This window comes from Candidatus Poribacteria bacterium, assembly GCA_026702755.1.
Taxonomy (GTDB): domain Bacteria; phylum Poribacteria; class WGA-4E; order WGA-4E; family WGA-3G; genus WGA-3G.
Genome location: JAPPBX010000059.1, coordinates 1 through 13,110 on the forward strand (window position 1 = coordinate 1; position 13,110 = coordinate 13,110).

Consider the following 13,110-nt stretch of genomic DNA (forward strand, 5'->3'; position numbering starts at 1 on the left):
AAAAAACTTGTCTTAACTTTGCTAAATTGTGGTCTAAATAAACGGTAGCACTTCAGTTTATGGCTGACTTTGGGTTGTTGTAAAGCAACTCTCGCGTAAAGATACATAGAACCATAACTGGTGGCGCATTTAGATTTTGCTTTTGAGAAACCAGTTACGCCCCCAGTTTCCGGTGTAAGTTTTACCTCTACCTCTATACATGATAGTGAATCATCATCAGTTTCTTCATCTGCAAAAACATGGTACGTAAAAACTGAAACCAATGCAATCAATAGGCAAGCGAGAGTTGCACGCATTGTTTTGCTTAACATTTCAATTCCTCCTTTTAGGAATTTATAGAGTGAATTAGTAATTTATTTAGATAGGTATTCATACGGGTTAATGCCCGAAGAATTCATATCTAATATTTGCACACCTGAGGGGAGTTTGCCCTCTTTAACCATATCTGTAGCTTTGTTATCATCACCTCCGGGTCCTAAAATTTTAACTAAATCTTTGTTTTCCCATTTGACATAAACAATATTCGGATATAGTAAATATACCTTGCCATCATCCATACTGAAACCGGTAAAACTTCTATCACCTTCATTCCATTTTTTGACGATAACCAGTCCCAATAATTCGCGTTCGGTTAGATTGTTAATGTTTGCGGTTTTCTTATCAGGCTGTAACCAAACCACCGCGAATGGGAAATCACGCGGTACTTCTGCTTGCCTAACTTCTTTACTACCCATTGTTGAACATCCATATATCACGCATAAGCCAAATATACTCATTAAAAGCCCACCATAATATTTCATTTTATCTTCCTTTCTGGAATTATTGAGATAAGAAACTATGAGGATTTATGCCCGCTGAATCCTGATCAATTATTTCTACTCCTGGCGGAAATACGCCATTTAATAGTTGATCTGAAACAGAATCGTCAACAGTAATAACCTCATTGATAGTCCATTCTCCGGAGTCGCCTGATTTATCCCATTTCACATAGGCAACATCGGAATACGTTGGGTATACCTTTCCGTCTGACATGAAAGCACCTGCAAAATTTTGATCGCCTTCATTCCATAATTTAATCATAACCAAACCCATCAATTCTAATTCCTCAAAAAGTTCTGATGGCATTTGATCTAAATGTTCTTGCGGTGTTTCCCAAACAACAATAAATGGAAATCCTACAGGTACTTCTGGATAGTCATTATCATTTAATTCTGAATCTTCCTCTAAGAAAGAATTATCTTCGGTTTCCTCTAATATTTCACTCAAAAACAATTCATCAATAAAATCGTTAGAATCTTTTGATACCACAGATGCTTCGTTATTAGATTCGGGTAGGTTTGAATCTTGATTAAAGTCAACACCTAATTGTGTCTGTGAATCAGGTTTTACATGTGAATTGCTTTCATTCGCTGGGTTAGGCGAAAATTCCACAGCTTTATATGTGATAATAGTTTCAGGTGGAGATTTACGTGATAAAAGAAAACCAGAAATAGAAACTAAAACCAAAATGATTAGAACACTAATTAAGCGTTTTCTTGTTAACATGACTGCCTCCAATTTGACTATTCTATCAACATTAGGTCTATACATGCTTGCTTGAGTCTGGATTCCACTTGACGCACCAATACGCTTATACGGGCCGGAGTGAGATTCAATATTTCTGCTATATCTTTGTTTCTTTTATCCTCACGAATAAGCAGAAACACCTGCCTTTCTCGATCTGAGAACATGGGTAATATTTCCGGCAACGCTTTCTCAAAATTCGCAATTGTCTCATCCCATATCACGTCTTCCACGAAAGAATCTCCATGAGGATCAATCAAATCAGCTATAAAATCCGTATGTTTATCAGTGTCGTTGTCCATATAATTTTGAAAACGACTCATGTGATTCATTTCCTTAATCTTGGCATTCATCAAACTTGCACATATTCTGGGTCTTATGAAAGTTCCAAAACTGGCATGTGACTCATGCTTCGGATTATACTTGGGTCCTTTTTCAACAAGTGTTATAGTGGCAATCTGTTGTAAATCATCTGCAAAATCTGGCATTTTCGGTGGTGCATAAGCCATACAATTTGCACATTTCTTTAAATCAGGTGACAGACTATTAATAGTTCCATTGTTAGGGTGAAAAACATCGCCAATCTTGTAAGAAGGGCACCTACCCTTGTTTGAATAACATTTTAACTTCATTATTCCCCCTACTTGCGTTGAAATATGCACCAGACTATTGATTGATGCCCATTATATACTATATATGATTTAAAGTAAAGAAGTTAAAAGAAGTTAATAGTAAATACCATTTTTTTGAACAGGATGATTTATTTGTTTAATTTTCTTTGTTCTCGAAGTAACTTACTTAATTTTCTAATTAGGGGCGATGATTCTTCTTCGGATATTTCTTCATCATCAAGAATTGCTTGAATATCATCTAACAATTCTTTTTTAGCTTCTTTTTCAGCTTTCTCTACTAATCCTTGAATTTTTTGTTCCGCTGTCCAAAACATGATTTTCTCCCATATATTTCGTTGATTTTCTTTGCCATGTGTGTTATGATCCAATAAAAATTTTAACATGTGGGGCGTAAAAAATGATTAAAAATGAAAACTGCCAGAATTGTAAAAAACTGGCAAATGAAATTAAAAATAAAATCAAGAAAACGGATTTTAAAGAAATAGTATCAAACATCCAATCAATTGGGCAAAGAGTTTTTGATCTCACTAAGAATCAGCAAAGAAGTTCTTAAATCATCTTCTATGCTTGATATTTGCTGAATCGGTAATACAGTGTCTAAATTCCTAGTTTTACAGATTGCTCTACACTGATGTGCTAATAACAAAGTAACTATTTCAGTTGTATTTTGGATTACGTGATCAAAAATTTGTAGGGCTTCATCAAAGTTTTTTAAATTCATTTGATGAAAACCATTAGCCACCAAATTACTCATTTCTCTTTCAAAATCAGAATCCATTTATCAACCTCTCCTTATATCTGATTAATACTAAATACAATTATACTCTAAATCAAACATATTCGTCAAATTAAAAAGCGAACGATTAAATCTACTCATTAATATCAAGTTTAATCGTTGAATAACGCCCTTCGCATTTTCTACATCTCCAATCTAAAGATTGGAGTTTTGAAAATGAAGAGGATGATAATAAAAGGAGGTTATGACGGATGAAAATCGTAATGGCGAATTCAATGCTTGCGTGTATCGGTTTAATTGTCCTGAGTCTGATGTTTGCGGGCATCAGCAATGCCGAATTTGATATAGAAGCCGTTGCTGGAATGTGGCTCTTCGATGAGGGCAAGGGTGATACAGCGGCGGATTCCTCTGAAAATGGCAAGGATGGGGAACTTGTGAACGGTCCGAAATGGACAAAGAACGGTAAGTTTGGAGCAGCGTTGGAATTTGACGGAAATGAGAGTAAAGGACATGTCGTTGTCGGGGATTTGGGCTTGTCTGGAGAGGTTACGCTGGTCCTCTGGGCAAATCCAGATGGTGCTGTCAATGATGATCGACTGATATCGAATATCAATGGACCGACAAATCCAGCTTTCACAACTCGGTTCCAAGCTGGAGCAGTTGAAATCTGGAGCAGCGCATGGAAACCCGTTATCCCAGAATTTGATGACAATAAATGGGGGCACTATGCGTTTGTATTCGATGGCGAGGGAAATGTGACGGGCTATTACAATGGCAAAGAGGGGGACACAGTTGCTGATTCTTATACGTTTACAGAGATCGGCATTGGTGCGAATTTTTTAGATCAGTGGGGACAATATTTTTCCGGTCAGTTTGACGAGATTGTGTTTTTCAGTGTCGCGCTCACTGAAGATGACATCAAAGTCGTGATGACAAAAGGACTGAAATCTGCGCTATCGGTTTATCCAGCGGGTAAATTAACTACCACGTGGGGAAATATAAAAGTCAGCCGGTAAGGATTAAGTTAAGTGCGAAGCAAAATAATCTTCATCGTTATAGTAATAGCGGTGGGCATCTCAATTTCCTATGCAGAAGACCGCGTTGTGGGGCATTGGGAAGGACATATTGAGATTCCCGGTCAGTCACTCGCTGTGAAGGTCGATCTCACCATCAATGACAGCGATTGGAGCGGGACTATCGACATTCCGACTCAAGGGGCGAAAGACTTGCCACTGTCTGCTATCCATATTGAGGAAAATGGTGCTGACGTGAGCGTCAAGTTCTCCATTCGTGGTGTGCCGGGGAATCCTACCTTCGATGGAAAGCTACACGACGGTGCCATCAGTGGCAAATTCAGCCAAGGTGGTGCCCAATTTAGTTTTCGCCTTTCCCGTGAGGCCATTCCCGGTCCCGCAAGACCACAGGAGCCGAAGCCACCTTTCCCCTACCACATTGAAGAGGTGATGTTTCAAAACGGTGCTGTTAATCTCGCTGGCACTTTGACGTTACCACAAGGTGACGGTCCCTTTCCAGCAGCACTGCTTATCTCCGGCAGCGGTTTGCAGGACCGAGACGAGACGTTGGTCGGACATAAACCGTTTTGGGTGCTCGCCGACCATCTGAGTCGTGCTGGTATTGCTGTCCTCCGTGTGGATGATCCGGGTATCGGTAAGTCAACACCACATCCGAAACCACCAACGACGGCAGACTTCGCAACGGACGTAGAAGCAGGCGTAGCGTTCCTCAAGCAGGATGACCGCATTGGTCGGGTCGGGTTGATTGGCCACAGCGAAGGCGGTCTCATCGCTGCCATCGTCGCCAGTCGCAGCAATGATGTCGATTTCGTGGCGCTGATGGCAGGTCCTGGTGTACCCGGTGCCGAGTTGCTACAGAAACAAAACGAACGCATCTTCGACGCAGCCGGAATCACGGGCGAGCGTAAGCAAAATTTACTCATGCTCCTCGATCGATTGTTTACTATCTTGACTTCAGAAGACATAGCGGAAGACGAGCGGCGGCAAGGTGTCAAGGAAATTGTCCGTAAGCAGCTTGAAATTAATGGTGTTCCGCCTGCGCAACAGGACGAAACCCAAGTGCAGGCACTCGTAGAACAGACGATTACCCCTTGGATGCGCTATTTTCTGGTTTTCGATCCGCGTCCTGCCCTTGAGAAAATCCGTGTTCCTGTCCTCGCGCTCAACGGTGAACTGGATGTACAAGTTGATGCTGAGCAAAACTTGACTGCTATCGCAGCGGCACTTGACAAAGGTGGAAATCAAGATGTCACTGTACATCGCTTACCGGAACATAATCACCTGTTTCAACGTGCCAAAACGGGCTTAGTCAACGAGTACAGTGCCATTGAGGAGACAATCTCACCGATGATATTAGATTTGATTCGAGATTGGGTATTATCAGTTTCCCAGTGAGAAGATGGCACTGTTATACATCAACTATATGGAGAGAACACATGGAATATCAAATATTTATTACTGTTTTTGTCGTGGTTGCACTGGTATTGGCAAATGAACTCAGTAGCACAATGGCAGCTGAACCCGAAGGGCTGGTGGGTCGTTGGGATTTTGACGATGGAACAGGGACTGACCTCTCTGGGAACGACAATCACGCCGTTCTTGGTGGCACAACAATCTATTCACTTGGTGAAGGACGTGCCTGCATCGAAGTGATGCGGAAGACAGAGCCGATACGAATCCCTGTGTCTGAGAATTCTCCACTTGCCATATCGCGTGGCACAATCTGCTTCTGGTTAAATGCAGGGTCGGATAGGTCCAACATTCTCGGGTACAACAACGATGCGATCGAACTTAACAACTATCGTGGCTGTTTCCAAGTGCGTTTCCGAGGTGAGAAGGATTTTGAATACTGGGAAGGGATCCTTGATTACGATTGGCCCAAGTATGACCTGCGCGAATGGGCGTTTTATCCACATGTGAAAGCCTCCGTCGGCGATTCTGAGTGGCATCTGTTCGCGGTCGCCTACGATGACAAAGCGAAGCAGATCGTGGGATGGCGTGATGGTGAGCAGATCGCAACAATTGATTTATCTACAGTGGACATGGAGCCGCTGCGCCGAGAGGGTTTAACCGAGATTAGGACCAGCGAAGATTTTACTGGTTATCTCGACGATCTCCGTATATACAATAAGCCGCTAACCGATGCTGAAGTTCGGCAGATTTACGATGCGACCAAAGCCATCTACGCGGGAAGACGTGATACGAATCCTACCGATAAAAAGCAGAACACTTACAAGTACCAAGAGGTGGACAGGACGCTCTATAAGGCGTGGCTACAGTTCAATCCACCCACAACTGAACACCCGAATCAGGATTTGTTTAAAAACATTGTTGCTGAAGGCACAAATTCGACTGTCCAGACAGCTGCTTCTGAATTGGCACAGGCGGCGGAATCCATGTTCGGTTTCAAGCCTTCTGTTTCAGAGACTGTCACTGGACCGAAGGTTATTCTCGGAACAGCCGAAACTTCCAACTGGATCCGTGACCGCGCTGAAGACCTTCAATTGGATCGCATTGAAAGTGATGGATTCATCATCAAGGCGATGGAAGGAACGGTTGTTGTCGCCGGAGACATACCGGCAGGGGTTATTTTTGGGGCATTCGATCTGATTCGTCGCATTCAGATCGGGCAGGATCCGCTTGAACTTGATGTCCTGGAGAATCCACAGGTACCTATCCGTATGGTGGCACACTGGTCCTACTTCCGTGGACTCTTCGGAGACAGATGGCGGGGTGGAGGCAGAGATAATTCAATTTTCAGTTGGGAAGAGTTGCGCACCGGCGATACCAAACGCATCCGCGATTGGGTGCGTATGCTGGCATCGTGCGGTTGGAATGCACTCTGTCCGAGTGAAATTAACTGGCATTATCGAAACAATTTTCTCGAACATCTTGACGAAGTCGAGAAACTTGGCGACATCTGCCGAGACTACGGCATCAAACTCTATTGGAGTCCGAATTATCTCCTTGCACTCGACCAAAAAACCGCAGACGCACTCTATGAACGGGTACCTGACTTCGGTGGATACCTGATGAAACTCGGTTCGGAGAAACAGAACGGCGACCCGCGTCCGCCGATGGCGAACCGGATTGCGGACACACTGAAACCGTACGGTGGAAAGGTGCTTGTGCGTGGTTTCGTTTATGGGAACCTTCGCTATACACAGGAACCGTATCGGAACCTGATTCCGCATGATCTGTTCGCACACGAAGACGGCAACTTCCGGGACAATGTCATTATAGTTCCGAAAGGCAGCCCTTTGGATTGGGACCTGTGGGCACCAATCCCAGCACTTGATGGCGCAATGCAGAAAAATCTATCCGGCAGTGAACTCGTCATTGACAAGAGTTGGCCCGTTTCCTGGGTCAAAAAGTGGAAATGGTGGTTTGAACAGGATACCTATCGCAACGGACCGGGAAGTTTGAACAAATTCAGTGTCGATTGCATCATGGGTGTGTCTATGATCTCACCTGCACCCGCATGGACAAAATCTCCATTGAATGCAGTGAACTACTACGGATTGGGACGACTCTCTTGGAATCCAGACCTGACGGTGGATGAGATTTACATGGAATGGATTCAGCAAACATTTGGCGATGATCCAGAGGTACTCGGAACGATCAAGACCATTCTGATGATGCTTGAGGAAGTGACACGTAAGACCTACAATTATCGCGGTTACCGCGGTATATGGCTTGATTCCTCCGACCCCGGTATGGCACAAGTCAAAACCCCGTATATCGTCAATAAAGAAGGCGCAGGCGTTATCACACCGGCGTTGCGTGAGCGTGTGTTGGCACAGTACGCGCCAGGACTTCGTGAGATATATGGAGACAGGTTACGCGGAGAAGCACACCTCACTGCCTTCCACTTCACAGAACACGATCAGCGACTCTCCATCGGTAGAACCCTCATACAAGACATCTATGCCAACATGGAAGAAGGCGTTGAGATGGCTGAACAAGCAGCCGAGTTGTGGAAAACGCTTGAAGGCAAGGTAGACCCGCACAGATATGAATACACGCTGAAAACGCTGGTAGACTATGCCACGTCCGAACGCAGCCGCACCCTTAAGAAATGGGTGACAAACTTTGAAGCACATACAGGCAGAACACGCTTGGAGACGCTTGCAGGATTGACTGCTGAGGCACTCGCTGAGGTTGGTACGTACAATGTACGGCATTTCGGTGCGGTTGCCGATGGCAAATCGAACGATGCGGGCGCGATAAACGAGGCAATCACTGCTTGCCACGCCGCGGGAGGTGGCACAGTCTTTGTACCGTCTGGGGTCTATGCAACGGGTTCTATTCATCTGAAAAGCAACGTTACCCTCGCGGTTGATGCGGGTGCTGTTCTTCAGTTTTCCTCCACTGATGCAGGTCTCCTTATCGGAGAGGACTTGGAAAACGTGAAAATCTACGGTCCCGGTCCCCTTGATGGAACGGGCAACACATGTATTGTCCTAAAACACTGCAAAGACGTGGAAATCCGCAATTTGAACGTCTATAGAGGTGATGATTCCGCTGTTCTGGCTGCGGGTTGTGATGGATTGCTCATCGACAACGTTAACATCAAAACCGACAACGATGGGCTTCATTTTTCTGAGTGTCACAACGTGACAGTCGCCGCCTCCCGTATCGACACTGTGCGCCGCGAATACGGAAGACCGATAGGTGGCGGTGAGGCAATCAAAGTTGATGGTAAAGCACTTCCATCAGAGAGTATCACTGTTCAAGACTGCTTCCTCGTCAATGGAGTGGATACCCTTCAATGAAGATCACAGAGATTGAAATTCACGAGATTACCCTCGAATACGAAGATTTTCTCGCCTATCAACTGAATCATTACTACGGTCCGATCCGGCGTACCGTCTATGTCGCCCATACAGACACAGGCTTGGAAGGGTTAGGTGAAAGCGGAAGACGCGAACCTCAAGATGTGATTGACCAGTACATCAACACGAATCCGTTTGACTGGGTAGGGGACGAAACCTCACTCGGACTTGGCACGGCGATGTACGATCTGATGGGAAAGGTAGCAGGCGTACCTGTCTATAAACTCTTCGGACAAAAGTATCGCTCATGGGTACCTGTGGGGTGTTGGACTGTCTCGACGGACCCTTCACGTATGGCAGATACCGTCGCCACCTACGCAGCGCAAGGGTACACATGGATGAAATATCATCTCTCACCCTTTGAGAATGTGCTTGATCAGACCGAGGCGATGGAAGCCGTTGCTCCGGAGGGGTTCAAGATTCACTACGACTTTACGATGGGTGGTACAGACGACCATATTCCTGAGTTGGTTGACGCATTGTCTCAATACAGGATTGCTGGTTGCTTTGAAGATCCGTTACCTGGGGAGGACATACAGGGCTACATTGAACTCCGCCAACGCTCACGCCTTCCGATTGTGCTACACCATTTCCCGATGGGTGCGACTTACGAGGTGTTCATGAAACCCGCTGACATTTACATGCTCGGTCATGCCAAGATCGGTGATGCGATCCGGCGTGCCGGGCTTTTTGCTGCGAACGAGAGTCCGTTTATGCTTCAGAATGTCGGTGGCAATATCACGCGTGCGATGACAACCCACATGATGGCGGCGTTCCCAACGGCGACCTTCCATTTCCATTCGGATACCGAGACATGGAAGACGGATGTGGTCAACGAGAAGTTGACACCCATTAACGGGTTTGTCCGCGTTCCCGAATCCCCCGGACTCGGTGTGACGCTGAATCGCGATGAATTAGAGCGTCTGAAGTCTTTAAAACTTCCTGAACAGAAACGGTGGATTCTCAAGTCTCAATTCAAAAACGGTACACGTATGTATAACATCGCGGATCCCCAAAACTCGCTCTTCATGGTCCGTCCAGATCGGAGTCGTCTGATTCCGATGCGTTATACCTCCCCCATTTCCACGACGTATTGGGATAACGACAACACCCCTGAATACAGAAAAATGTTTGAACGGATTGAACAAGAAGGTGTAGTTTTGGAGAGAGGTGTGTAAGATCCATTGTCTGAATCAGGATTTATATTGATTTGTGGCGATCACTCCTACAAGGTAATGCGTTACAGCAAGTCGAGTGTTTGTCCACCTTCCGTCTGCCAGTTAATGAGATCCTCCAATGGAATTGTCCGCAACCCGACCTGAGCGTTTCCGGTGTAAAAAACGTAGCCAACGCCATCTTTGATGTACATACGGGGCCAGCCGACCCAGTTGCTGTCGAATTGGTCGGCACTGATGCCGAGACCGGGTAAAGCAGGATTTCTCGGATAGTACTCCCAGTTGACGAGGTCTTTCGAGCGAGCGAGTCCCACCGTATCCCACCAGCCGTGATGAGACACACCCTCCGGTTTCCACGTGTTGCACCCCTCATACCACAGATACCATGTATCACCGACCTTGTTCAGAGACCTCGGTCGCACGTGGATCGCGTCCCAGTTATCCAGCGTTCCAGGACCAAAAACCGGGTTCCGTTCGTCGACGTGCCAGTTCACCAGATCGTCGCTGTAGAGTAGATACCCCCTATCTCCTGCCAGTCCGTGCTGAGGCTCCGGCGTAAATCCAGCGTAGAACAGGAGATAGCGATGCGGTAGTCCTTCAGCGCGTATCAAATCGAATTCGTGCGCATGCGTGAAATGTTTGTAAACTGGGTTGTCCGTATACTGAGTGAATGGACCCATCGGATGCTCCGCTGTGGCTAACATGAATCCCTGCCACTCTGGGAACTTCTGTGCAGAGAACATAATCGCGACGCGTCCGTCATCTGTGACGACAGCACCGCTGACGTACAGATTATCGTACGGTGTATCGCGGTAGGAGATGAGCGGTTCTGGATGCACCTCCCACTGCTTTAGGTCCGAACTCACAGCCACACCAATCGACCGTCTTGAAGACCCTTCCTCCTCGCCCGCCATTCCCGCCATCACATACATGTAATACAAGCCGTCGTATTCAATGATCGCGCCTGGGATAATCTGTTTTTCATAGAAGGAACCTTTGGGACCACGCGATATGACGGGTTTGGTAATTTCTTGAAGCCATGGAAGAGTTGTCACTGTCCACGATTGAAGACGGATGCCTGCTGGCGTTTCAACACCGAGACTGTTGTCCATCGGTTCGTAAACATTCTCCCACTCCCCCAACGGACCCCGAATCCAGCCGGTCGTCTCGTTAACTGAGAATCTGAAAAAATTCCCCTTCTTCAGAATCCTGACATTCCACGGTGGTGTACCGATGTTATTGTATGTTTTCCAAGTTTGCGTGTCGGTGTTGGTTTCTCGGATAACCTTGAGCTCATCCGCGGAAATCGCAAGATACGCCCGCTTGCCTAATGCCGTGTCTCCAGAGAAGAAGACTTTGAGCTCTCCTGTGGATAACTCTCCGGTCAACATCAGATTCATTTCATAGTTTCCAGTAACGCGTTTCTCCATCAATTGTTTTTGTCCTTTGAAGGGTTGCGGGTAAGAGAAGGGCAAGCACAAGACGATCAAAACAAGAACTGTGAGTGCTTTAAGGTATTTCATTTTTAGGTTGTAGGGGTTGGGTCACCCAATCCTATAGGTGACGGTCGAATCGAGTGGATAAATTGGACGCCTTAACTTCTGGTAGTCATAACTGAACAGGTTAGGACTGTGAACACCGGGGGTATCCACATCCAAAATCTGATGTGCAATCGGTGTGTAGTCCGCGCGGAAATGGACAGCCGATTTAAGCGCGATGAGTTTACGTGTCTGTGGTTCAATCCCAACGCTCCGAAGCACTTCAGTGTCATAAGGTTGAATCCGTCTTTCCGTCAAGATAATCTCAATTCCACCGACTTGGATGACGGCTGTCGTGCCCATCTGTCCGAGGGTGCCGCGTCCCATTGGACCCTTGAGGATAAATCTGCCGTCAGAGAGGGTTTTGACGTACCCTGTGAGCGGAACAGGTGCCCCGTGTTGTGCGTCTGTTTTACCACCGACATCCAATTGAACGCTGTTTCCAACACCCGCCTCAACTGATCGGGCAACCGATTCGGGGTCGGCAATCACCGCGATGACAGCGTCCTGAACGTCTGCTTCCATGAATTTCTGTAAAATCGTTGTGCCATCACAGGGACCGCCACCACCGGGATTATCCGCGCCGTCAGCGAGAACAATCGGTTTACCGTCTGTTTGATTGGCGATTTCGATTGCCGATTCGACGGTGTGCAAATTAAACGTGAATTGCTCGCGCATCTCCCAGATGTACGAGGCGAACTGGTCAGCGTAGTCTTCAGCGAGTGCCATATCTCCATTGGTCGTAACGAGGATCGAAACCCCTGCGTCCGTTATATCGGCAAATGGGAAACCCATAGAGAGGGTCGCAGTCACAACACCACGCTCGGTTTCAAGGGCATGGAGTGCCTTGAGCACCTCCGTCATTGGGGTTTTCATTGTGCATTGTGCCGGAGGAGCAGTCAGTAAAGGGAGTTGACGGTATGCCATCGTCGGCTGAATCTTTCCCTCGTTCATACCGAAGAGCAATTGTCCCGCCTCAAACCCGCGTTCATAGCAGTCTACGTGTGGATAGGTATCAAACCCGATGATAACGTCGGAGTAGCGCGCCATTTTAGCGGTGATATTCGCGTGCAAGTCAAGCGTTGTGGCAATCCACGTCGCGCCTACCTGTTCGCGCACCGCCTGAATCAAATCGCCTTCTACATCTTCAAGTTCATCTGTTACCATCGCACCGTGTAAATCAAGGAGTACCCCGTCGAGTGTTCCAGCGTTCTGCAAAAGCGTTAGAAACTCCGCCTTAAGTGCCTCGTAAGCAGCATGCTCTACCATGCCGGACGGTGTCGCAAACGTCCACAACAGCGGCACAGGTTGTAAATTGAGTTGTCCGGCGACATCAAGGAAGCCACCGGTAATCGTTCGAGTCTCTCGAAACGCAGCGATGATTTCATCACCACGATGGTAACTCCCTTTTTTGAAATTATCGATGGTTGTCGTGACAGGTGAAAATGTGTTGGTTTCGTGTCCGATACAACCGACTGCGATTCGCATAGGGTGCCCCTTTCACGTTTAGATGCTCATTCAATTTAGAACAACTATACCACACCATTGTCAACCTGGCAAGCAAAATAGGTTAATGGACCTAATTATCAAACGATTC

12 protein-coding genes are annotated in these 13,110 nt (G+C 46.5%); 4 read left to right on the forward strand and 8 right to left on the reverse strand.

Translation table 11 applies throughout. The annotated features are described in order from the left end of the window. From OXH39_10680 to OXH39_10705, 6 genes are all read right to left on the reverse strand, one after another. The coding region (locus tag OXH39_10680) for a hypothetical protein (GenBank protein ID MCY3550911.1) at positions 1–311 on the reverse strand (311 nt) is incomplete at its 3' end. A 42-nt stretch (positions 312–353) separates the two neighbouring features. Next, positions 354–800: a hypothetical protein gene (locus OXH39_10685; GenBank protein MCY3550912.1), complete on the reverse strand. Its 447-nt coding sequence runs from the start codon at positions 798–800 to the stop codon at positions 354–356. A gap of 19 nt (positions 801–819) precedes the next feature. Then, positions 820–1,545 carry a hypothetical protein gene (locus OXH39_10690; GenBank protein ID MCY3550913.1) on the reverse strand — a complete coding sequence of 242 codons (726 nt, stop codon included), beginning with the start codon at positions 1,543–1,545 and terminating at the stop codon, positions 820–822. A 17-nt stretch (positions 1,546–1,562) separates the two neighbouring features. Then, complete coding sequence (locus OXH39_10695) at positions 1,563–2,195, reverse strand: sigma-70 family RNA polymerase sigma factor (protein ID MCY3550914.1); 633 nt, start codon at positions 2,193–2,195, stop codon at positions 1,563–1,565. Between the two features lie 128 nt (positions 2,196–2,323). Continuing rightward, on the reverse strand, positions 2,324–2,509 hold the full coding sequence (locus OXH39_10700) for a hypothetical protein (protein ID MCY3550915.1): 186 nt from the start codon (positions 2,507–2,509) through the stop codon (positions 2,324–2,326). 185 nt (positions 2,510–2,694) lie between these two features. After that, positions 2,695–2,973: a hypothetical protein gene (locus OXH39_10705; protein ID MCY3550916.1), complete on the reverse strand. Its 279-nt coding sequence runs from the start codon at positions 2,971–2,973 to the stop codon at positions 2,695–2,697. Positions 2,974–3,182: 209 nt separating this feature from the next. On the opposite strand from OXH39_10705, the gene OXH39_10710 reads away from it, so the two are divergent. Genes OXH39_10710 through OXH39_10725 form a run of 4 tightly spaced genes read left to right on the forward strand, consistent with a single transcriptional unit; the run spans position 3,183 to position 9,978 of the window. Continuing rightward, complete coding sequence (locus OXH39_10710; protein MCY3550917.1) at positions 3,183–3,947, forward strand: LamG domain-containing protein; 765 nt, start codon at positions 3,183–3,185, stop codon at positions 3,945–3,947. A gap of 12 nt (positions 3,948–3,959) precedes the next feature. Further along, complete coding sequence (locus OXH39_10715) at positions 3,960–5,360, forward strand: alpha/beta fold hydrolase (protein MCY3550918.1); 1,401 nt, start codon at positions 3,960–3,962, stop codon at positions 5,358–5,360. A 41-nt stretch (positions 5,361–5,401) separates the two neighbouring features. Next, positions 5,402–8,740: an alpha-glucuronidase family glycosyl hydrolase gene (locus OXH39_10720; GenBank protein ID MCY3550919.1), complete on the forward strand. Its 3,339-nt coding sequence runs from the start codon at positions 5,402–5,404 to the stop codon at positions 8,738–8,740. Further along, on the forward strand, positions 8,737–9,978 hold the full coding sequence (locus OXH39_10725; protein MCY3550920.1) for a hypothetical protein: 1,242 nt from the start codon (positions 8,737–8,739) through the stop codon (positions 9,976–9,978). The genes OXH39_10720 and OXH39_10725 overlap by 4 nt, the downstream gene beginning before the upstream one ends. A gap of 62 nt (positions 9,979–10,040) precedes the next feature. Here the strand turns inward: OXH39_10725 and OXH39_10730 are convergent, their stop codons facing one another. After that, a complete protein-coding gene (locus OXH39_10730) occupies positions 10,041–11,405 on the reverse strand; it encodes a hypothetical protein (GenBank protein ID MCY3550921.1) in 1,365 nt (454 codons plus the stop codon). 114 nt (positions 11,406–11,519) lie between these two features. Then, positions 11,520–13,001: a M81 family metallopeptidase gene (locus tag OXH39_10735; protein MCY3550922.1), complete on the reverse strand. Its 1,482-nt coding sequence runs from the start codon at positions 12,999–13,001 to the stop codon at positions 11,520–11,522. Between the last annotated feature and the right edge of the window lie 109 nt (positions 13,002–13,110).

Excerpts from the sequence above, each read along its gene's own strand:
- OXH39_10685 (MCY3550912.1), bottom strand. The coding sequence starts at position 800 with ATGAAATATTATGGTGGGCTTTTAATGAGTATATTTGGCTTATGCGTG.
- OXH39_10690 (MCY3550913.1), bottom strand. The coding sequence starts at position 1,545 with ATGTTAACAAGAAAACGCTTAATTAGTGTTCTAATCATTTTGGTTTTA.
- OXH39_10695 (MCY3550914.1), bottom strand. The coding sequence starts at position 2,195 with ATGAAGTTAAAATGTTATTCAAACAAGGGTAGGTGCCCTTCTTACAAG.
- OXH39_10700 (MCY3550915.1), bottom strand. The coding sequence starts at position 2,509 with ATGTTTTGGACAGCGGAACAAAAAATTCAAGGATTAGTAGAGAAAGCT.
- OXH39_10705 (MCY3550916.1), bottom strand. The coding sequence starts at position 2,973 with ATGGATTCTGATTTTGAAAGAGAAATGAGTAATTTGGTGGCTAATGGT.
- OXH39_10710 (MCY3550917.1), top strand. The coding sequence starts at position 3,183 with ATGAAAATCGTAATGGCGAATTCAATGCTTGCGTGTATCGGTTTAATT.
- OXH39_10720 (MCY3550919.1), top strand. The coding sequence starts at position 5,402 with ATGGAATATCAAATATTTATTACTGTTTTTGTCGTGGTTGCACTGGTA.
- OXH39_10725 (MCY3550920.1), top strand. The coding sequence starts at position 8,737 with ATGAAGATCACAGAGATTGAAATTCACGAGATTACCCTCGAATACGAA.
- OXH39_10730 (MCY3550921.1), bottom strand. The coding sequence starts at position 11,405 with ATGGAGAAACGCGTTACTGGAAACTATGAAATGAATCTGATGTTGACC.
- OXH39_10735 (MCY3550922.1), bottom strand. The coding sequence starts at position 13,001 with ATGCGAATCGCAGTCGGTTGTATCGGACACGAAACCAACACATTTTCA.